At 72.7% G+C, this 18,189-nt stretch carries 21 protein-coding genes; 12 read left to right on the plus strand and 9 right to left on the minus strand.

Features of this window, described 5'->3' with window-relative positions:
* Window positions 1-22 precede the first annotated feature (22 nt).
* Window positions 23-493 (minus strand): group I truncated hemoglobin, encoded by a 471-nt coding sequence (locus BM158_RS12800; RefSeq protein WP_091559337.1) that lies wholly within the window; start codon window positions 491-493, stop codon window positions 23-25.
* Window positions 494-622: 129 nt separating this feature from the next.
* Here BM158_RS12800 and BM158_RS12805 point away from each other — a divergent pair, with 129 nt between their 5' ends.
* The 4 genes from BM158_RS12805 to BM158_RS22720 are packed head-to-tail and all read left to right on the plus strand — an operon-like array spanning window position 623 to window position 3,421.
* Window positions 623-976 (plus strand): VOC family protein, encoded by a 354-nt coding sequence (locus tag BM158_RS12805; RefSeq protein WP_091559341.1) that lies wholly within the window; start codon window positions 623-625, stop codon window positions 974-976.
* A gap of 56 nt (window positions 977-1,032) precedes the next feature.
* Window positions 1,033-1,863, plus strand: a complete 831-nt coding sequence (locus tag BM158_RS12810; protein WP_091559345.1) for an alpha/beta fold hydrolase — start codon at window positions 1,033-1,035, stop codon at window positions 1,861-1,863.
* 25 nt (window positions 1,864-1,888) lie between these two features.
* Window positions 1,889-2,419 (plus strand): TetR/AcrR family transcriptional regulator, encoded by a 531-nt coding sequence (locus BM158_RS12815; protein WP_229827433.1) that lies wholly within the window; start codon window positions 1,889-1,891, stop codon window positions 2,417-2,419.
* Window positions 2,420-2,449: 30 nt separating this feature from the next.
* Window positions 2,450-3,421, plus strand: a complete 972-nt coding sequence (locus BM158_RS22720; RefSeq protein WP_091559350.1) for an AAA family ATPase — start codon at window positions 2,450-2,452, stop codon at window positions 3,419-3,421.
* On the opposite strand, the gene BM158_RS12825 is transcribed toward BM158_RS22720, so the two are convergent.
* The 4 genes from BM158_RS12825 to BM158_RS12840 all read right to left on the minus strand — a co-directional run bounded on the left by BM158_RS12825 (window position 3,418) and on the right by BM158_RS12840 (window position 8,627).
* Window positions 3,418-5,019: a glycoside hydrolase family 13 protein gene (locus BM158_RS12825; protein ID WP_091559352.1), complete on the minus strand. Its 1,602-nt coding sequence runs from the start codon at window positions 5,017-5,019 to the stop codon at window positions 3,418-3,420. The two genes, BM158_RS22720 and BM158_RS12825, sit on opposite strands and share 4 nt — an antisense overlap.
* A 109-nt stretch (window positions 5,020-5,128) precedes the next feature.
* Window positions 5,129-6,118 (minus strand): GTP pyrophosphokinase, encoded by a 990-nt coding sequence (locus tag BM158_RS12830; RefSeq protein ID WP_091559356.1) that lies wholly within the window; start codon window positions 6,116-6,118, stop codon window positions 5,129-5,131.
* A complete protein-coding gene (locus BM158_RS12835) occupies window positions 6,115-7,194 on the minus strand; it encodes a nucleoid-associated protein (protein WP_165628924.1) in 1,080 nt (359 codons plus the stop codon). Before BM158_RS12835 ends, BM158_RS12830 begins: the two co-directional genes overlap by 4 nt.
* A gap of 170 nt (window positions 7,195-7,364) precedes the next feature.
* Window positions 7,365-8,627 (minus strand): M18 family aminopeptidase, encoded by a 1,263-nt coding sequence (locus BM158_RS12840; RefSeq protein ID WP_091559364.1) that lies wholly within the window; start codon window positions 8,625-8,627, stop codon window positions 7,365-7,367.
* 56 nt (window positions 8,628-8,683) lie between these two features.
* On the opposite strand from BM158_RS12840, the gene BM158_RS12845 reads away from it, so the two are divergent.
* The 5 genes from BM158_RS12845 to BM158_RS12865 all read left to right on the plus strand — a co-directional run bounded on the left by BM158_RS12845 (window position 8,684) and on the right by BM158_RS12865 (window position 13,954).
* On the plus strand, window positions 8,684-9,775 hold the full coding sequence (locus tag BM158_RS12845) for a carboxylate-amine ligase (RefSeq protein ID WP_091559368.1): 1,092 nt from the start codon (window positions 8,684-8,686) through the stop codon (window positions 9,773-9,775).
* A gap of 69 nt (window positions 9,776-9,844) precedes the next feature.
* Entirely contained in the window at window positions 9,845-11,257 is a 1,413-nt protein-coding gene (gene eat, locus BM158_RS12850; RefSeq protein ID WP_207506549.1) for an ethanolamine permease, read from the plus strand.
* Window positions 11,254-12,666, plus strand: coding sequence for an ethanolamine ammonia-lyase subunit EutB (locus tag BM158_RS12855; RefSeq protein WP_091559371.1), 1,413 nt, complete (start codon window positions 11,254-11,256; stop codon window positions 12,664-12,666). Before eat ends, BM158_RS12855 begins: the two co-directional genes overlap by 4 nt.
* On the plus strand, window positions 12,663-13,382 hold the full coding sequence (eutC, locus tag BM158_RS12860; RefSeq protein ID WP_091559374.1) for an ethanolamine ammonia-lyase subunit EutC: 720 nt from the start codon (window positions 12,663-12,665) through the stop codon (window positions 13,380-13,382). Before BM158_RS12855 ends, eutC begins: the two co-directional genes overlap by 4 nt.
* A 29-nt stretch (window positions 13,383-13,411) precedes the next feature.
* Entirely contained in the window at window positions 13,412-13,954 is a 543-nt protein-coding gene (locus tag BM158_RS12865; RefSeq protein WP_091561119.1) for a dihydrofolate reductase family protein, read from the plus strand.
* Between the two features lie 43 nt (window positions 13,955-13,997).
* Here the strand turns inward: BM158_RS12865 and BM158_RS12870 are convergent, their stop codons facing one another.
* Window positions 13,998-14,330 (minus strand): hypothetical protein, encoded by a 333-nt coding sequence (locus BM158_RS12870; protein ID WP_091559378.1) that lies wholly within the window; start codon window positions 14,328-14,330, stop codon window positions 13,998-14,000.
* A 116-nt stretch (window positions 14,331-14,446) separates the two neighbouring features.
* A complete protein-coding gene (gene map, locus BM158_RS12875) occupies window positions 14,447-15,223 on the minus strand; it encodes a type I methionyl aminopeptidase (protein WP_091561121.1) in 777 nt (258 codons plus the stop codon).
* A gap of 35 nt (window positions 15,224-15,258) precedes the next feature.
* On the opposite strand from map, the gene BM158_RS12880 reads away from it, so the two are divergent.
* Entirely contained in the window at window positions 15,259-15,525 is a 267-nt protein-coding gene (locus tag BM158_RS12880; protein ID WP_091559383.1) for a helix-turn-helix domain-containing protein, read from the plus strand.
* A 2-nt stretch (window positions 15,526-15,527) separates the two neighbouring features.
* Window positions 15,528-16,184: a hypothetical protein gene (locus BM158_RS12885; protein WP_229827432.1), complete on the plus strand. Its 657-nt coding sequence runs from the start codon at window positions 15,528-15,530 to the stop codon at window positions 16,182-16,184.
* Here the strand turns inward: BM158_RS12885 and BM158_RS12890 are convergent.
* Both BM158_RS12890 and BM158_RS12895 read right to left on the minus strand, forming a co-directional pair.
* Entirely contained in the window at window positions 16,153-17,019 is an 867-nt protein-coding gene (locus BM158_RS12890; RefSeq protein WP_091559389.1) for an NAD-dependent epimerase/dehydratase family protein, read from the minus strand. The genes BM158_RS12885 and BM158_RS12890 overlap by 32 nt on opposite strands.
* Window positions 17,020-17,026: 7 nt before the next feature.
* A complete protein-coding gene (locus BM158_RS12895; RefSeq protein WP_091559393.1) occupies window positions 17,027-17,578 on the minus strand; it encodes a dihydrofolate reductase family protein in 552 nt (183 codons plus the stop codon).
* A gap of 103 nt (window positions 17,579-17,681) precedes the next feature.
* Between BM158_RS12895 and BM158_RS12900 the strand changes: the two genes are divergently transcribed.
* Window positions 17,682-18,164 (plus strand): nucleotidyl cyclase domain-containing protein, encoded by a 483-nt coding sequence (locus tag BM158_RS12900; protein WP_091559396.1) that lies wholly within the window; start codon window positions 17,682-17,684, stop codon window positions 18,162-18,164.
* The last annotated feature ends 25 nt before the right edge of the window (window positions 18,165-18,189 follow it).

Raw genomic sequence — 18,189 nt, forward strand, 5'->3', positions numbered from 1 at the left:
CCGGCGTCGCGGCCCGGGCGGATCAGGCCTGGACGACCTTGTCCCGGTAGCTCTCGATGATGTCCATGAACTCGCGCAGCTCGGGCTCGGGGACGCCGACGAAGTCCAGCGTCGCCTCGATCTCCTTGGCGACGGCGTCGAACCCGGCCGTGTCGATGGACAGGTGCTCGTGGGCGGTGTCCATGTCGTGGCCGATGTAGCACTTCGGACCTCCGGCGGCCTCGATCGACCAGGACGTCACCAGCCACTTGTAGCCGGGGGCGTTGGCCGGGTTGCCGTGGTGCTCGTGCACCTTCTCGTTGGCGTTGACCTTGACGTTCTGGAACAGCCGGTCGACCAGGATGTCCACGGCGCCGGCGATCCCGTAGCACCCGCCCAGCCGCTCGTAGAGGGTCGCGGTCCCCGGCTGGACGGCGGGCGCGGTGGCCGGGTCGGCCTCGGGGGCGAGGCGACGGGTGTCGGGGACGTGGGCGACCTCGGGCGTCGCGGTCATGGTGGGCTCCCTGCGTGGTCGGCGTTGATCACGGGGAATGGACCCTCCCCCTGGGTGTGACGCAGGTTACTTGCGCGCAAGCCGGTTGGGCAATGCCTTCCCCGTGCCGCCCGGGGCCAGGATGCGGGCATGGAACGGGTCCTGGGCATCGGTGGCTTCTTCGTGCGGTCGGCGGACCCGGGCGCGCTCAACGCCTGGTACCGCGACCACCTCGGGATCGGGGTCGACCCGGACCAACCGTGGGAGCAGGAGGCCGGGCCGACGGTGTTCTCCGGCTTCGACGCCGACACCGACTACTTCGGGTCGCCCCGCCAGCAGGCGATGTTGAACTTCCGGGTGCGCGACCTCGACGCGATGCTGGCCCAGCTCCGGACCGCCGGCGCCGACGTCTCCGACGACGTCGAGGACATGGACGGCGTCGGCCGGTTCGGCTGGGTGACCGACCCCGAGGGCAACCGTGTGGAGCTGTGGCAGGTCGCTTGACCTGGCGGCTAATGCGTGTAGCTTTGAGCTAACGCTATTAGCCCCAGGAGGACGACATGACCGAGCACCTCACCGTCGACGGCGGCACGCTGGCCTACGAGGTCACCGGCGCCGGACCGCTCGTCGTCCTGGCGCACGGCATGGGCGACGACCGGCAGGCCTACCGCCACCTCGTGCCGCTGCTGGTCGAGGCCGGGTACCGCGTCGCCGCGGCCGACCTGCGCGGATGCGGGGGGTCCAGCGCGCAGTGGCCCTCCTACAGCCGCACCGACATCGCCGGGGACCTGCTGGCGCTCGTCCGGCACCTCGGCGGGCCGGCCGTGCTGGTCGGGCACTCGATCTCCGGCGGCGCGGTCACCGTGGCCGCGGCGCAGGCCCCGGAGCTGGTCACCGCTCTGGTCGAGCTGACCCCGTTCACCCGCAAGCAGGCCATGTCCCTGCGCGACCTGCGCTCGCCCCGCTTCCGCCGCGGCATGCGCCACCTGCTCGGCGCCGGCCTGCTGGGCAGCGTCGCCTCGTGGCGGAGGTACCTCGACGTCGCCTACCCCGGCGCGAAGCCGGCCGACTGGCAGCAGCGGCTGGACCACGTGACGGCGATGCTGGGCGAGCCCGGCCGGATGGGGGCGCTGAAGAAGATGGGCACGATGCCGGCCACCGACGCCGGCGCCGCACTGCCCGCCGTCCACTGCCCCGTCCTGGTCGTGCAGGGCGAGCTGGACCCCGACTGGGCCGACCCCCGCGCCGAGGGCGAGGCCGTGCTGGCCGAGCTGCCGGCCGGGCTCGGTCGGCTCGTCGTGCTCGCAGGCACCGGCCACTACCCGCACCACCAGGTGCCCGAAGCGGTCGCCGCCGCCGTCCTGCCGTTCCTGGCGGGTGTCCGTGCCTAGGGCGGGCCTGGACCCCACGTCCGTCGTGGCCGCCGGTGCCGAGCTGGCCGACGAGGTCGGACTCGCCGCGCTGACCATGGGCGGGCTGGCCGAGCGGGTCGGGGTGCGCACCCCGTCGCTGTACAAGCACGTCGCCGGTCAGGACGACCTCGTCCGCCGGATCGCCGCCCTGGCGCTGGAGGAGTCGGCGGTCGCGGTGGGCACGGCGATCCAGGGCCGGTCCGGCCGGGATGCCCTCGCCGCGGCGGCCCAGGCCTTCCGCGCCTACGTGCTCGCCCACCCCGGCCGGTACGCCACGACCGTCGGGCTGGAGCCCGCCGGCCCGGACGACCCGCTGGTGGCGGCCGGGGTCCGCGCGTTGGCCGCCTTCCGTGCCGTGCTGCGCGGCTACGACCTGCCCGCCGCCGACGAGGACCACGCGCTGCGGACGCTGCGGAGCGCCCTGCACGGCTTCGCCACCCTGCAGGCCGCGCACGGGTTCCAGTGGTCGGCCGACGTCGACGAGAGCTTCACCTGGCTGGTCGACCTGCTCGACCGCGGCCTGCGCGGCAGCTAGCGGGCCCCGGGACGCGCCTACCCTCGGGGCATGCCGTCCGCCCGCCGACCGCTCGACGAGCTGCGCGAGACCGTCGGCCGCCTGGGTGAGCAGCTGCCGCGCCCCGGCGGGCGCGGGGTGGACGACCTGGTGGCCGACCTGTTCGGCGGGCGCACCGCGCCGGGCCGGCCGCTGGCCGAGATCCAGGCGAACCTCGCCGGCCTCATCGGCCTGACCGCGGTCAAGGAGCAGGTGGCGGCCCTGGTCGCGTTCCTGCAGGTGCAGGCCCGCCGCAAGGAGCACGGCCTGCCCGAGGCGGCCACCAGCCAGCACCTGGTCTTCCTGGGCAACCCCGGCACCGGCAAGACCACCGTGGCCCGCCTGCTGGCCGAGATGTACCGGGCGGTGGGCCTGCTGCAGAAGGGCCACCTGGTGGAGGTCGACCGGGCCGCGCTGGTCGGGCAGCACGTCGGGGCGACGGCCATCAAGACCGACCGGGTCGTGCGGCAGGCGCTGGACGGCGTCCTGTTCATCGACGAGGCGTACTCGCTGGCCCCCGACGGCGACGGCCGGCAGGACTTCGGACCGGAGGCGATCGAGGTCCTGCTCAAACGCATGGAGGACCACCGGCACCGGATGGTGGTGATCGTGGCCGGCTACCCGCGGCTGATGGAGTCCTTCCTGGCCTCCAACCCCGGGCTGCGCTCCCGGTTCGGCCGGGAGATCCGCTTCCCCGACTACTCCACCGCCGAGCTCGAGGCGATCTTCGTCAGCATCGTGGCCCAGCACGAGTACGAGCTCGAGCCCGGTGCGGAGACCACGCTGCGGGCCACCCTGGCCGGCATCCGGCCCGGCGAGGACACCGGCAACGCCCGCTTCGCCCGCACGCTGTTCGAGCAGTCCCTCAACCGGCAGGCGCTGCGGCTGACCCGGGACGGCAGCGCGGCGTCGCTGAGCCGCGCCGACGTCTCGACGCTCACCGCCGGGGACGTCGCCGAGGCGGCCCGCACGCTCGAGTCCTAGTCGTCCAGCAGCCAGACGGCCGTGTCCGGGGGCAGCACGCCCGGCCTCACCGCCGTCGAGGACGCCAGCAGGAGGGTCCCGCCCGGGACCAGCGCGGTGCCGGGGCCCATGTTCAGCACGCAGCGCACGGTCTCGCCGTCCCCGGTGCAGGTCACGGTGAGGACGTCGCCGTCGACCCGCACGGTCGCCGTCCCGGAGCCCAGCGCCGGGTGGGCGGCGCGCAGGGCCAGGGCGCGGCGGTGCAGGGTGAGGGCGGAGCCGCCGTCCCGGGACTGCCGGGAGACCGCGTGCTCGGCCCAGCCGTCGGGCACGGGCAGCCACGGGTCGGCCGCGCCGTCGGGGGAGAAGCCGACACCGGGGGACTCGTTCCACGGCATCGGCACCCGGCAGCCGTCGCGGCCGGCGCGGGCGCCGCCGCTGCGGTGGAAGATCGGGTCCCGCTTGGCCTCGTCGGGGACGACGGCCTGCGGCAGCGCGAGCTCGTCGCCGGCGTAGAGGTAGGGCGAGCCGGGCAGCGCCATGAGCAGCAGGGCCGCGGCCCGGGCGCGCGCGGTGCCGACCGCGCCGCCGCCGAACCGGGTGACCTGCCGGTCCTTGTCGTGGTTGCCCAGCACCCAGGAGACCGGGGCGCCGACGGCGGCGAAGGCGTCCAGCGCGGTGGACACGGCCTCGCCGAAGGCGCCGGCGTCCCACCCGGACTTCAGCAGCCGGAAGGAGAAGGACTGGTGCATCTCGTCGGGGCGGGAGTACAGCGCCACCTGGTCCAGGTCGGCCAGGCAGACCTCGCCGACGAGCATGGTGCCGGGGTACTCGTCGCAGACCGCGCGCCAGCGGCGCCACACGTCGTGCACCTCGGGCTGGTTCCAGGTCATCGCCTGCTCGGGGCCGTGGCCGAACAGGGTGGGGGAGTAGGCGCCGGGGTTGTCGCGGAGGCCGGCGTCCTTGAACAGGCCGTAGGCGACGTCCACGCGGAAGCCGGAGACGCCGCGGTCGAGCCAGAAGCGCAGGGTGGCCTCGAAGTCGTCGCCCACGGCGGGGTCGCGCCAGTCGAGGTCGGGCTGCTCGGGGGCGAACAGGTGCAGGTACCAGCGGCCGTCGGGGGTGCGCGACCAGGCCGGGCCGCCGAACAGTGACCGCCAATTGTTCGGCGGCTCCTCGGACGGGGGCGCGAAGTGGTAGCGCTTCGCCTCCGGGCCGTCGGGGTTCTCCAAGGCGGCCCGGAACCACGGGTGCTGGTCCGAAGTGTGGTTGGGGACGACGTCGAGGATGACCTTCAGGCCGAGGTGCCTCGCGTCGGCGACCAGTGCCTCGAGGTCGGATACGTCGCCGTAGTCGGGGTCGACCGCGCGGTAGTCCACGACGTCGTAGCCGCCGTCGGCACCGCCGGAGGGGTAGTGCGGGTTGATCCACAGCGCGTCGACGCCGAGCCACACCAGGTACGGCAGCCGGGAGCGCAGGCCGGCCAGGTCACCGATGCCGTCGCCGTTCGAGTCGGCGAAGGAGCGGAGGTAGACCTGGTAGACCACCGCGGTCCGCCACCAGTCCTGCTCGGTCGCGGGCGCAGCAGGGGTCGGCAGCGCTGCCAGCCGGGGTGCCATGACTCCGTCATCGGCAGTCGCCTGACAGTGACGGTATGAGCTAGGCCACAAGCTCCGGAGGATTCGTTGTCAGGTTTCGTAGCAGCCGGTCGGTCATCTGATCGTCTATTCAGCCCAGCATTAACGGCGCACCCCACACGTCGGCAAGTGCAGCGACGGCGGGTTCGAGATCCGTTCCCCGGAACGCGCGAGCGACGGTGACCGGTCTATTTTCAATCATCTCAAGCAAGATGAGAGACTCGGGTTGCGTGAAGAGAACGTAGTTGAACTCCTGAGCGTAGGACGACTCCTCTCCGTATTCGAGTAGTACGTCTCGCAACTTCGCGTTCTGCTCTGTCACGAATGACCTCAGGTCGCCTGCGTAATTCGACCAATCTGAAATGCCCCAGTTTTCGAGCAGTCGGCTGAGCACTTCAAGGGAGAGCTCGGGCTCGCCAGACTGTGTGACCATGGTAAGGAACAGACGCTCAGCCTCGCGCAGCAAGAGCGCAGGCTCGTACCGTGCGTCCTGGCTCAGTTGACCCATCGCAGCGTCCACCTCCTCGTCGAACATCTCAACGAGTACTGACAATCTGGCGATCTTCCGCTGGATGGCAAGGCTTGGGGCGACGACGGGCTTGTAGACGAGTCCATGTTCGAGGTTCGCCCAGATGTCCTGAGCTTGAGTCCGAAGCTGTACCTCAGCCTCGATGGGCTCGCCTCCGCTCATCAGGTCTTCTAAGCGGACTTGGACGTGAACACCCGCGTACGTGAGAGCCTGGGGATTTGAAAGTACGGGCGACTTCTCGTCAGAATGCAGATGCTCTAAGCCGTCCGTACCCGCTTCAAGCGCAGTTCTGATCTGGCGCACGTCCGCTAATGTTCCGACGACCACTTGGGCGCCGACCTTATCTGTCGTCTTGTCCCAGCAATCGTCGCCGTATTTGCGCAACTTCTTCACGAAGCTACTTACCTCTTTAGCCCTGACTTTAACGCGGGCGCCGGTGATGCGCTCTTGATCAACCAGTCGTTCGAGTTGAATTTTGAGCGAGCCCGCCGCCTGTTGAAAGTTTGGATACTCTGCGATATAGCGCTGCCTCGCTTCATTTGCACTCGTCAAGACTGCTGCGCCTTCTCGGAGGAAGAACGCTTGCCGCTCGCTCCGCTCATCTTGGTGACTGCGTCATTGATGACGATCTGAGACTTTGAGTCGTCGACCTTCTCAACTCTCAGAGATCCGTCTTCGAACATCTCGGGCGGGGCAAGGACATCGGCGCCCCGCTCGGTTTGTATACGCATCCGCCGAATTTTTGACGCAATAAGACTGGTGTCCTTTGGGAATGATTTGGAAGAGAGGCCCGCGTCGCGAATTCGTTGCACGAACAGCTCCTGATCTTCTTCGTTCAGATTCTGGGCCGCGAAGACCTCGGGTTGAACGACTGTAGACTGCTTCTGCATTTCGGCAAGCAGGGCAATCTCGTATCGCGCGTTTGCCTCTGGCTTCTTCGCGGTGCGCTGCGAGATGAATGTCTGCGCCACCCGAAAAAACTGCTCGGTTTGAACGTCGGACTGTTGACGAAACTGGCAGCCGAGAAATTGGATGAAGTAGTTCGCGATACCTCCCTGCAGTTGCTGATCGTCAACCACGTGGCCCTCGAGATGATCGTCGGGCGCATCGGTGAAAAGGCCGATCTTGAAAACCCTGGTCCCATCGCCGAGGATCAGATCGCGAAGATGCTCGGCGCGGTAGGTACGCTGCCCGCTGCTGTTGGTCGTCTGTTCCACCCGCATACCTTCTTGGTGCTCCATCTTGGCCAGCATGACGCACCGCTTACCGTCCACTTCGCCGATGATGGTCATGACAAGGCCACCAGAGCTCATCCACTTCTGCTCGAGATGAAGCTGACGGGCGATGGAGCAGCTATGGGACACCAGCTTGTCTGACGAGATAAGGAGGTCTTTCAGCATGGTGGGGACCTGTGAACCAAGGTCGGCGTCTTCCCGGACCGGGCGGGCGTAACCCCCGAGGCTGTGGCGAAGCCGCCTTTGAATGAACGCCTTATCGTCGGCGCCCAGCGTTATCGCGGCCTCGCTGTACTGGATCGGATCGCTGCCGTCGTCGGGCGCCCGTCCGCGCGGCACTGGATGCATCATCACTTCAACAGGCTTCAGCGTTCCGGCATCAAACGGCGTCATCAGCGATCCCCCCGAGCTCTGATCAGTAAAACACTGGGGCCACCATATCGGCGGTCTGAGGACCTGAGCCCCCATCGAATCGCGAAAAGCATGGATAACTTGGATGCACACTAACCTTGGCGGCGCAGTGACCGAAGTGACGTACACAGTCCAGCGCCAAGGCTGCTGTTTCAGCCGTGCTGCAGGCAGGTGGTGAACGCGGCGACCATGTGCGGCACGTCGAGGGCGCTGCACAGCTCGCGGGCCGAGTGCATGGCCAGCTGCGGTGCGCCGACGTCCACCGTCGACAGGCCCAGCCGGGTGGCGGTCAGCGGGCCGATGGTCGAGCCGCACGGCAGGTCGGCGCGGGAGACGAAGTGCTGCACCGGCACCCCGGCGTCCTGGCAACGCTCGGTGAACCAGCCCCCGCTCACCGCGTCGGTCGCGTAGGCCTGGTTGGCGTTGAGCTTGAGCACCGGGCCACCACCGAGCACCGGTTGGTGCGAGGGCTCGTGCCGCTCGGGCCGGGTCGGGTGCACCGCGTGCGCCATGTCCGCGCTGATCAGCTTCGACGCCGCGATCGTGCGGGCGAACCCCTGCGGACCGTCGGCCAGCCGGGACACGACGTCCTCCAGGAACGACCCCCGCGCCCCCGACGCCGAGCCCGACCCGACCTCCTCGTGGTCGTTGCAGACCAGCACCTGGGTGTGCCGAGGCGTTTCCGCGGAAACGCGCAGCATTGCGGTGAGCCCCGAGTGGCAGCAGGCCAGGTCGTCCAGCCGGGGCGCAGCGACCCAGGACCCGTCGGCCCCGGCGCGCGCGGCGGGCTGGGTGTCGGCCAGCACCAGGTCGTGGCCCACCACGTCGGCCGCCGACACCCCGGCGGCCGAGGCCAGCGCCTCCAGCAGGCCGGGCTCGGTGGACAGCTCCGACCCCCACACCGGCTGCAGGTGCCGCTGCGGGTCCAGGGTCAGGCCCTCGCGCACCGACCGGTCCAGGTGGATCGCCAGCGACGGCAGCCGGAGCGGCGCCCCCGGGAGCTTGGCCAGCACCGTCGAACCGCCGCGCAGGGCGAGGCGGCCGGCGACGGTGAGCTCTCGGTCGAGCCAGGTGTGCCACAGCCCGCCGCCGTAGGGCTCGACACCCACCAGCTTGTAGCCGGCCTGCCGCAGGTCGTGCCGCGGCCGCACCCGGAAGGTGGGGGAGTCGGTGTGCGCGCCGATGATCCGCAGCCCCGCCTCGGCGACCGGGTCCGAACCCACCCGGACGGCGACCACGCTGGCTCCGCGCACGGTGAACACCGCGTCCCCTGGCGTGAGCTCCCAGACGTCGCGCTCGGCCAGCTCCCGGAACCCGCCCGCGGTCAGCCGGCGCGCGATCTCCGCGGCCGCGTGCCCCGGGGAGGGCGAGGCGTCGACGAAGGAACGGAGGTCGTCACCGAGGGAGAGGTCCACGTCCTGGAGTCTCCCGTACCGTTCGGCGCCGCACCCCGAACCCCTGGAGACCCCGCATGACCGGCACGACCATCGGTGTCGAGGAGGAGTTCCACCTCGTCGACCCGGCCACCGGGGCCCTCGCCGCCAGCTCGCAGGTGGCCGACGCCGCCGTCCTCGGGCAGGCCGGCACCCACGTGCAGCCCGAGATCTCCACCACCCAGCTCGAGACCGCCACCGGCATCTGCCGCACCCTCGCCGACGTCCGCGCCGCGCTGGTGGAGACCCGCGCCGAGGCCGTCGCCGCCGCGCAGACCGACGGGCTGACCGTCCTGGCCGCCTCCACCCACCCGTTCTCGGCTCCCGAGGACCTCCGGCTCACCGACGCCCCGCGCTACCGGGTGATGGTGCAGCGCTGGGCCGCGCTCGCGCAGAGCCAGGACATCTGCGGCACCCACGTGCACGTCGGCGTCGACGACCTGGACACCGCCGTCCGCGTCATGGACCGCGCCCGGCCCTGGCTGCCCGTCCTGCTCGCGATGACCGGCAGCTCCCCGTTCCACGACCGCGCCGACACCGGCTACGAGTCGTGGCGGACCGTGTGGTGGTCGCGCTGGCCGGTGTCCGGCCCGCCCGAGCCGCTCGGCGACGCCGCCGGGTACACCGACGTCGTCGGGCGGCTCGTCGGCGCCGGCCTGGTCCCCGACGGCTCCCAGCTCTACTGGGACCTGCGGCCCTCCACCCACGTGCCGACGCTGGAGTTCCGGATGGGTGACGTCTGCACCGACCTGGACGACGTCGTGCTGCACGCCGCGCTGTGCCGCTCGCTGGTCTCGGTGCTCGCGGCCCAGGACGGGGAGGCCCCCGTCATCAGGCCCGAGCTGCTCCGCGCCGCGCGCTGGAAGGCGGCCCGCGCGGGGCTCACCGGCGAGCTGCTGGACCCGGCGACCGGCGAGCTGGTCCCCGCGTCGACCGCCGTCCGGGCGCTGCTGCAGCTGCTCGGGCCGGACCTCGAGTCGCGCGGAGAGCTCGCCGAGGTGACCGGCCTGGCCGAGCAGCTGCTCGCGCGGGGGACGTCGTCGGCCCGGCAGCGGCAGGTGCTGACCCGGACCGGCGACCCGGGTGCCGTCGTCCGCGACCTGCTGGCCGTGGGCGGCACCGCTCCGTAACAGCGGGGCATTGCCGCCGACACCCAGCAGGGCCACAGTGAGCGCCACCCGACGACCGGAGGCCCCGCTGTGACCGCTGAACCCATCGCACCGACCGGGACGAGCGAGTACCTCGCCAAGCGGCAGCTGCGCACCGGCACCGCCGGCTGGCCGCTGCTCGCCGGCCTCGGCGTCGCCGCCGTCATCTCCGGCGACTACGCCGGCTGGAACTTCGGCCTCGCCGAGGGCGGCTTCGGCGGGCTGCTCATCGCCACGGTCCTCATGGGGATCATGTACACCGCCATGGTGTTCGGCCTCGCCGAGCTCGGCGCCGCGCTGCCGACCGCGGGCGGCGGCTACACCTTCGCCCGGCGCGCGCTCGGACCCTGGGGCGGCTACGCCACCGGCGTCGCCGTCCTCATCGAGTACGCCATCGCCCCGGCCGCCATCGCCACCTTCATCGGCGGCTACGTGGAGTCCCTCGGCCTGTTCGGCATCACCGACGGCTGGTGGGTCTACCTGGCCGTCTACGCGCTGTTCATCGGCATCCACCTGATGGGCGTCGGCGAGGCGCTCAAGGTCATGATGGCCATCGCCGCGGTCGCCGTCGTCGGCCTCGTGCTGTTCCTGCTCGGTGCGATCCCCGCCTTCGACGCCGCCAACCTCACGGACATGGCCCCCACCGACGCCGTCGGTGCGTCGGAGTGGCTGCCCTTCGGCGTGCTCGGCATCTGGGCCGCGTTCCCCTTCGGCATCTGGTTTTTCCTCGCCGTGGAGTGCGTGCCCCTGGCCGCCGAGGAGGCCAAGGACCCGGCCCGGTCCATGCCGCGCGGCATCGTCGCGGCCATGGGCGTGCTGGCCGTGCTCGCCGTCCTCATGCTGGTGTTCACCACCGGCGCCGGGGGCGCGCAGCTGATCAGCGAGTCGGCCAACCCGCCCGTCGACGGCCTGCAGCCGGGCACCCTGCAGACGGTCGTGAACTACATGGGGCTGGTCGGGCTGGTCGCCAGCTTCTTCTCCATCGTCTACGCCTACAGCCGGCAGACCTTCGCGCTCTCCCGCGCCGGCTACCTGCCGCGGTCGCTGTCGGTCACCGACAGCCGCAAGGCCCCGGTGCTGGCCCTCGTCGTCCCCGGCGTCGTCGGGTTCCTGCTCACCCTGACCGGCCAGGGCGCGGTGCTGCTGAACATGGCGGTGTTCGGGGCGGCGCTGTCCTACGTGCTGATGATGACCAGCCACATCGTGCTGCGCCGCCGCGAGCCCGACCTGGAGCGCCCGTACCGGACGCCGGGCGGGACGGCGACGACGACGGTGGCGCTGGTGCTCGCCGTCCTCGCGGTGCTGGCCACCTTCCTGGTCGACCCGCTCGCCGCCGGCCTCACGCTGGTCGCCTTCGCGCTGTTCATGGCCTACTTCGCGTTCTACTCCCGGCACCACCTGGTGGCCGCGGCGCCGGAGGAGGAGTTCGCGGCGCTGGCCGCGGCGGAGGACGACGTCCGATGACAGCTCGCCGGGCAACGGTGGCCGGCCACACCTACGAGTTCCCGACCCTGGTCGAGGTGATGGCCAAGGCCACCCCGGCCCGGTCGGGCGACGTGCTGGCCGGCTGCGCCGCGACGTCGGAGGCCGAGCGGGTCGCGGCGCAGACGGTGCTCGCGGACCTGCCGCTGACCACGTTCCTCGACGAGCAGGTCGTCGGCTACGACGAGGACGACGTCACCCGCCTCGTGCTCGACACCCTGGACGCCGCCGCCCTCGAGCCGGTGCGCGCCCTCACCGTCGGGGGGTTCCGCGAGTGGCTGCTCGCCCGCGCCGCCGCCGGTGACGAGCCGGCCATCTCCGGGCTGGCGCGCGGCCTGACGCCGGAGATGGCCGCGGCGGTGTCCAAGCTCATGCGCAACGCCGACCTGGTCGCGGTCGGCCGCCGGGCCCGGGTGATCACGGGGCTCCGGTCGACCATCGGGCTGCCCGGCCGGCTGGCGTCGCGGCTGCAACCCAACCACCCCACCGACGACGCGCTCGGCGTCACCGCCTCGCTGCTGGACGGCCTGCTGCACGGGTCCGGTGACGCGGTCATCGGGATCAACCCGGCGACGGACTCCCCGGCGCAGACGATCGCGCTGCTGGAGCTCATCGACGCGGTGATCAGCCGGTACGAGATCCCCACCCAGTCCTGCGTGCTGGCCCACGTGACGACGACGCTGCGCGCGCTGGAGAAGGGCGCGCCGGTGGACCTGGTGTTCCAGTCGGTGGCCGGGACGCAGGGCGGCAACGAGGGCTTCGGGGTGACGCTGGACCTGCTCTCCGAGGCGCACGCCGCCGCCCTCGAGCTGGGCCGGGGCACCGTGGGGTCGAACGTGACGTACTTCGAGACCGGGCAGGGGTCGGCGCTGTCGGCCGGCGCGCACCTGGGCGTCGGTGGCCGGCCGGTGGACCAGCAGACCCTGGAGTGCCGCGCCTACGGCGTGGCCCGGCACTTCGACCCGCTGCTGGTGAACACCGTCGTCGGGTTCATCGGGCCGGAGTACCTCTACGACGCCAAGCAGGTCATCCGTGCGGGCCTGGAGGACCACTTCTGCGGCAAGCTGCTCGGCCTGCCCATGGGCGTCGACGTCTGCTACACCAACCACACCGACGTCGACCCCGACGACACCGACACCCTCACCCTGCTGCTCGGCGCGGCCGGTTGCTCGTTCGTCATCGCCGTCCCGGGGTCGGACGACGTGATGCTGCACTACCAGTCGCTCTCGTTCCAGGACGTGCTCACCGCCCGGCAGGTGCTGGGTCTGCGCCCGGCGCCGGAGTTCGAGGCGTGGCTGCAGCGGATGGACCTGGTCGACGACACCGGCCGGGTGCGGGAGCTGACCGCCGACGCGCCCCAGGCCCGCGCGCTGCTGGCGGCGGCCCGGTGAGCGACGCCTTCGACGTGCTGCGCTCGGCCACCCGGGCGCGCGTGGCACTGGGCCGGGCCGGGGACGGCCTGCCCACCGACCGGCTGCTGGAGTTCCGCGCCGCGCACGCCGCCGCCCGGGACGCCGTGCACACCCCGCTGGACGTCGACACCCTCGTCTCCTCGTTGGGCGAGACCGGTCTCGACGTGCTGACCGTGACCTCCGCGGCGCCGGACCGGGCGACCTACCTGCAGCGACCCGACCTCGGGCGGCAGCTCGCCGAGGGCACGTCGCTGCCGGGGGGCTCCTACGACCTGGCCGTGGTGGTGGCCGACGGGTTGTCGCCGCGGGCCGTCGCCGACCACGCCCCCGGGACGGTGGCCGCCGTGCTGGAGCGGCTGGCCGGCTGGTCGGTGGCCCCGCTGGTGGTGGCCACGCAGGCGCGGGTGGCGCTCGGCGACCCGGTGGGGGAGGCCCTCGGCGCCCGCATCGTCGTGGTGGTCATCGGGGAGCGGCCGGGCCTGTCGTCGGCGGACTCGCTCGGGCTCTACCTGACCTGGGGTCCGCGACCGGGCCGGGCCGACAGCGAGCGCAACTGCATCTCCAACGTCCGCCCGCCGCACGGGCTGTCCTACGCGCAGGCCGCCGAGACGCTGGCCGGTCTGCTGCTCGCCTCGCGGGAGCTGGGCGCGTCGGGCGTGGTGCTCAAGGACGAGGGACCGGCCCTGGAGCGATGACCTCCGCGCCGCCCGGCCGTCTGGAGGGCATGCGCAGAGTCATCGCCTACGAGCTGCTGTCCCTGGACGGCGTCGCCGAGTCGCCGGACCAGTTCATCGACACCTGGGACGACGTCCTGGACGCGAACCTCGCGGAGGTGATCAGCACGCAGACCGACGTCCTGCTCGGCCGCCGCAGCCACGACGAGTGGGCGCACTACTGGCCCACCAGCGACGTCGAGCCGTTCGCCACCTTCATCAACGCGCTGCCCAAGCACGTGGCGACGTCCAGCCCGCTGCCCGGCGGGTGGCGGGCGACCGCGGTCGAGGGCGACCCGGTCCCGTACGTGCGGGCGCTGCGCGCGGGGGACGGCGGGGACATCGGGGTGCACGCCAGCATCTCGCTGGTGCAGACGCTGCTGGCGGCGGACCTGGTGGACGAGCTGCGGCTGGTGGTCGCGCCCGCCGTCGCCGGGTCGGGCCGGCGGCTGCTCGACGGGGTCCCGGCCACCCGGCTGGAGCTGGCCCGGTCGGTGACCACGCCGACCGGCCACCTGCTGCTGACCTACCGCCCCCGCCGGCCCGTCGACTGACAGCCGAGGGTTCCCGGCGCGGCCCCGGGCCGACCGTGGGCTGTCAGTCGGTGTCGCCGCGGCCCGGCTGTGCCCAGTGCGGGAGGTGGCGCAGCTGCCGGCGCACGCGCTGGGCCACCCGCCCGCGGCGGGTGGTGGGCCGGGGGAGGAAGGACAGCCCGTCGCGGGTCTCGACCATGGGGGAGCCGGGCTCGTCCTGCGCCACGGCCCGGTCGTCGGCCGCGGCGGCCTCGGCGCGCGCGTGCAGGCGGGCCCGGACGTCGTCGGGCGTGTAGGCCCGGCGCTGCCGCTCGTCGCGGGCCAGCACCACGCCGGTGGCCGCGACCCCGGCCAGCCCCGCGAGCCCGAGCACCTTCCCGATCGTCCCCGCACGCATGCCCGGCACCGTAACCGCTGCGCCCGGCCGGGTGGAGCCGCGCCGGCGCCCCCTGGCCCGTGCCACGACGCGGGTCAGGGGGCCCCGAGGTGGCTCGACCCGGGCGGGCGCCGGGGTCAGCGGCGGCTGGGGAGGGTGAGCACCTCGACGCCGTCCTCGGTGATGGCCACGGTGTGCTCGCTGTGCGCGGTGCGGCAGCCGGTGGCGCTGCGCAGCGTCCAGCCGTCGTCGTCGGTGACCAGCTCGTCGGTGTCGGCCATGACCCACGGCTCCAGCGCGAGCAGCTGACCCGGGCGCATCTTCATCCCGCGGCCCGCCCGGCCGTCGTTGGGCACGTGCGGGTCCTGGTGCATGGTCGTGCCGATGCCGTGCCCGCCGAACTCGGTGTTCACCGAGTAGCCGGCGCCGCGCAGCACCTCGCCGATCGCGGCCGACACGTCGCCGAGCTTCACGCCCGGGCCGGCGGTCTCGATCGCGGTGGCCAGCGCCCGCTGGGTGGTCTCGATCAGCCGCAGGCTCTCGGCCGGGCGGGAGTCGCCGACCACGAAGCTGATCGCCGAGTCCGCGGCCACCCCGCCCAGCACCACGGCCAGGTCGAGGCTGAGCAGGTCGCCGTCGCGCAGGTCGTAGTCGTGGGGGAGGCCGTGCAGCACGCCGTCGTTGACCGAGGTGCAGATGTAGTGGCCGAACGGGCCGCGGCCGAAGGAGGGGGAGTAGTCGACGTAGCAGGAGGTCGCCCCGGCGCCGAGGATCATCTCCTTGGCCCAGGTGTCGATCTGGAGCAGGTTGGTGCCCACGGTCGCCCGGTCGCGCAAGGAATACAGGACGTCGGCGACCAGCGCGCCGGTCTCCCGGGCGCGGGCGACCTGGGACGGGGACAGGATCTCGATCACGCCGGCCATGTTATCCCGGTACTAGTATCCCGCCCATGGTCCGGTTGCCCCTCACCCCCGACGACGTCGAGCGCGGCCGGCGGCTGGGCGCCCTGCTGCGCCGGGCCCGCGGCGGGCGCACCCTGCTCGACACCGCGCTGGCCGCCGGGATCTCCCCGGAGACGCTGCGCAAGATCGAGTCCGGCCGGGTGGCCACGCCGGCCTTCAGCACCGTGGCCGCGGTCGCCGCCGAGCTCGACCTGTCGCTGGACGAGGTCTGGGCCCAGGTCGCGCACCCCGCCGGCGCGTCGCTGGCGTCCTGACCGTGCTGACCCTCGACGCCGCGGTCGACCTGACCCGCACCGGTGACGTCTGGCTGTTCCGCGGCGCCTCGGTGGCCGACCGCGCCATCCAGACGCTGACCAACTCGCCGGTCAACCACGTCGGCATGGCCGTGGTGCTCGACGACCTGCCGCCGCTGCTCTGGCACGCCGAGCTCGGCAAGTCGCTGCCCGACGCCTGGACCGGCACCCACCAGCGCGGCGTCCAGCTGCACGACCTGCGCGACGCCGTCCAGGTGTGGCGGCAGAAGTACGGCCAGCGGGCGTGGCTGCGCCAGCTGGTCGGCCCGGCCGACGACGGCGGGGTCACCCCGGGCATGGAGGACGCCGTGCTGCGCGCGGTCGCCCGGCACGACGGCCGGCCGTTCCCGACGACGGCGCGGCTGGCCCGTGGCTGGGCCAGCGGGCTGGTGAACCGGCGCACGGACGCCGAGACGATCTTCTGCGCCGAGCTGGTGGCTGCCACCTACACCGCCATGGGCCTGCTGCCCGGGGACCGGCCCCTGAACTCCTACGACCCGGGCAGCTTCTGGTCCGGTGACCGGCTCGAGCTCGTCGACGCCCGGCTGGGCCCCGAGGTCGCCGTCGACGTGCCGGCCACCGGACCGTTCAGCCCCGCAGGCGGCCCAGCAGCTCGGTGAGCGTCGGCTCGGTGGGGGACCAGCCGAGCTCGCGGCGGGCCTTGTCGCCGGTGGCCTGCTGGTCCAGCAGGAGCGCGTCGCCGAAGGCGCCCATGCGCTCCCGGGTGGCCTCCTCGGAGGTGCCGACCGCCCGGACGCCAGCCGCGTCGGCGATCTCGGCGACCGTCGGGTTGTGACCGTTCACGCCCAGGTAGGTGCTGCCGGCCGGGGCGTGGGTGAGGGCGAGGACGTAGAGGCGGCCGAGGTCGGCGGCGTGCACCGTCGTCCAGTGCTGCCGGCCGCTGCCGGGGAGCTGGACGGCGCCGTCGTCGTCGGTGGGGCCGCCGAGCACGGCGGCGGTGATGCCGGCGACCTGACCCCCCTGCTCGGCGTAGACGATGCCGGGCTCGACGAGCACCGACCGGACGCCGTCGCGGGCCTCGGTGACCCGGGCGTCGAGCGGCGCGCGCCAGGCGGTGAGGTCGGGGGCGTCGCGCGGGGTGTCCTCGTCGACGGTGCCCGGGCCGTGCACCCACACGCCGCCGGTGTGCACGTAGGGCTTGCCGCTGCCGGCGATCGCGCCCAGGACGGCGTCGAGGAAGGCGGCGTCGACGTCGGCGCTGGTGGCGTCGCCGGGGGAGGCGGTGTGGATGACCCCCTCGGCCGCGGTGGCCTCGCGGGCCAGCAGGTCGGCGTCGGTGAGGTCGCCGCGCACCGCGGTCGCGCCGGCGGCCTCGACCGCCGCGGCGGAGGAGTCGCTGCGGGCCAGCGCGCGCACGGTGTGCCCCTGGGCCACCAGGGCCGCGAGCACGGAGGAGCCGACGAGTCCGGTGCCACCGGTGAGGAAGACGTCCATGCCGCCGTCAAGCCGTGGTGCCGCGGGAGGATTCCCGGACCCGGTAGGTGGTCTGCACCATCCCGCCGCCGAGCACCTCGGTGGACACGTGCTCGAGGTCGACGTCGGCCGGGAGCGGGCCGAACAGGCTGAACCCCTCGCCGACCAGCACCGGGACGCGGGACAGGCACAGCGTCTGCACCCGGCCGCGGGCCAGCAGCTGCCGCACCGTCGACCCGCCGTCGAGGTAGACCCGGCGGTACCCGGCGGCGTCGAGCGCGCCGACCGCGTCGTCGAGCGAGCGGTGCACGGTGATGCGCGGGTCGGCGCCGGGGTCGAGGGTGCTGCTCACCACGTGCACCGGCTTGCCCTGGTAGGGCCACTCCTCGACGCCGGCGATGACCCGGTAGGTCCCGCGGCCCATGAGCAGCGCGTCGACCGACGTGACGAAGTCGGTGAACCCCGCGTCACCGGGCTCGCCCGAGCCGTCGGTGCGGTCGAGGAAGTCGAGGGCGTCGTCGGGGCGGGAGATGAAGCCGTCGACGCTCATGCCGAGGAACACGTGACCGGTGAATGCCATGGCGCAGGCTTGCACGCACCTCCGACAGAACCGTTCCCCCACTTCGGGGGATCCTGTTCCGATTGCGCACAACCCGGCCGCCCGCGAGGCCGACGATGCACGCATGACCACCACGCTCACCGCGCCGGCCCCGGTCGCGTCCCTCGACGCGGCGCTGCTGCCCGGCCCCACCGCCCTGCACCACCGCATCGAGGACCGCCTGGCCACCGTGGCCGAGGCACCCGCCTCGCTGGTGGTCATCGGGCTGCTGCGCAAGGACACCGGCTGGCCGCTGTCCACCGGCGCGCTCACCACCGTCACCTCGCTGCTCGCCGGCGCCCTCCGGGGCGAGGACTGGCTGGCCCGCGAGGACCACACCGAGTTCGGCGTGCTCGTCGAGGGCACCCCGGCCGCCGCCGACGTCGTCGCCGCGCGGATGGCCGGCGTCGTCACCGGCGCGGTCACCGGCCTCATCGCCTGCGCCGGCGTCGCCACCCTCGAGCCCGGCCTGACCGCGCACGAGGTCGAGCGCCGCGCGGTCCTGTGCCTGGACGCCGCCCGGCACCGCGGCGCCAACGCCGTCGTGCACTACTCCGGGACCCGCTGACCCGCTCCGCGCCCCGGCCCTGACC

The sequence above is a fragment of the Klenkia taihuensis genome (assembly GCF_900112525.1).
Classification (GTDB): Bacteria; Actinomycetota; Actinomycetes; order Mycobacteriales; family Geodermatophilaceae; genus Klenkia; species Klenkia taihuensis.

Excerpts from the sequence above, each read along its gene's own strand:
- BM158_RS12800 (WP_091559337.1), bottom strand. The coding sequence starts at position 493 with ATGACCGCGACGCCCGAGGTCGCCCACGTCCCCGACACCCGTCGCCTC.
- BM158_RS12805 (WP_091559341.1), top strand. The coding sequence starts at position 623 with ATGGAACGGGTCCTGGGCATCGGTGGCTTCTTCGTGCGGTCGGCGGAC.
- BM158_RS12810 (WP_091559345.1), top strand. The coding sequence starts at position 1,033 with ATGACCGAGCACCTCACCGTCGACGGCGGCACGCTGGCCTACGAGGTC.
- BM158_RS22720 (WP_091559350.1), top strand. The coding sequence starts at position 2,450 with ATGCCGTCCGCCCGCCGACCGCTCGACGAGCTGCGCGAGACCGTCGGC.
- BM158_RS12825 (WP_091559352.1), bottom strand. The coding sequence starts at position 5,019 with ATGGCACCCCGGCTGGCAGCGCTGCCGACCCCTGCTGCGCCCGCGACC.
- BM158_RS12835 (WP_165628924.1), bottom strand. The coding sequence starts at position 7,194 with ATGACGCCGTTTGATGCCGGAACGCTGAAGCCTGTTGAAGTGATGATG.
- BM158_RS12845 (WP_091559368.1), top strand. The coding sequence starts at position 8,684 with ATGACCGGCACGACCATCGGTGTCGAGGAGGAGTTCCACCTCGTCGAC.
- BM158_RS12855 (WP_091559371.1), top strand. The coding sequence starts at position 11,254 with ATGACAGCTCGCCGGGCAACGGTGGCCGGCCACACCTACGAGTTCCCG.
- BM158_RS12865 (WP_091561119.1), top strand. The coding sequence starts at position 13,412 with ATGCGCAGAGTCATCGCCTACGAGCTGCTGTCCCTGGACGGCGTCGCC.
- BM158_RS12870 (WP_091559378.1), bottom strand. The coding sequence starts at position 14,330 with ATGCGTGCGGGGACGATCGGGAAGGTGCTCGGGCTCGCGGGGCTGGCC.
- BM158_RS12880 (WP_091559383.1), top strand. The coding sequence starts at position 15,259 with ATGGTCCGGTTGCCCCTCACCCCCGACGACGTCGAGCGCGGCCGGCGG.
- BM158_RS12890 (WP_091559389.1), bottom strand. The coding sequence starts at position 17,019 with ATGGACGTCTTCCTCACCGGTGGCACCGGACTCGTCGGCTCCTCCGTG.
- BM158_RS12895 (WP_091559393.1), bottom strand. The coding sequence starts at position 17,578 with ATGGCATTCACCGGTCACGTGTTCCTCGGCATGAGCGTCGACGGCTTC.
- BM158_RS12900 (WP_091559396.1), top strand. The coding sequence starts at position 17,682 with ATGACCACCACGCTCACCGCGCCGGCCCCGGTCGCGTCCCTCGACGCG.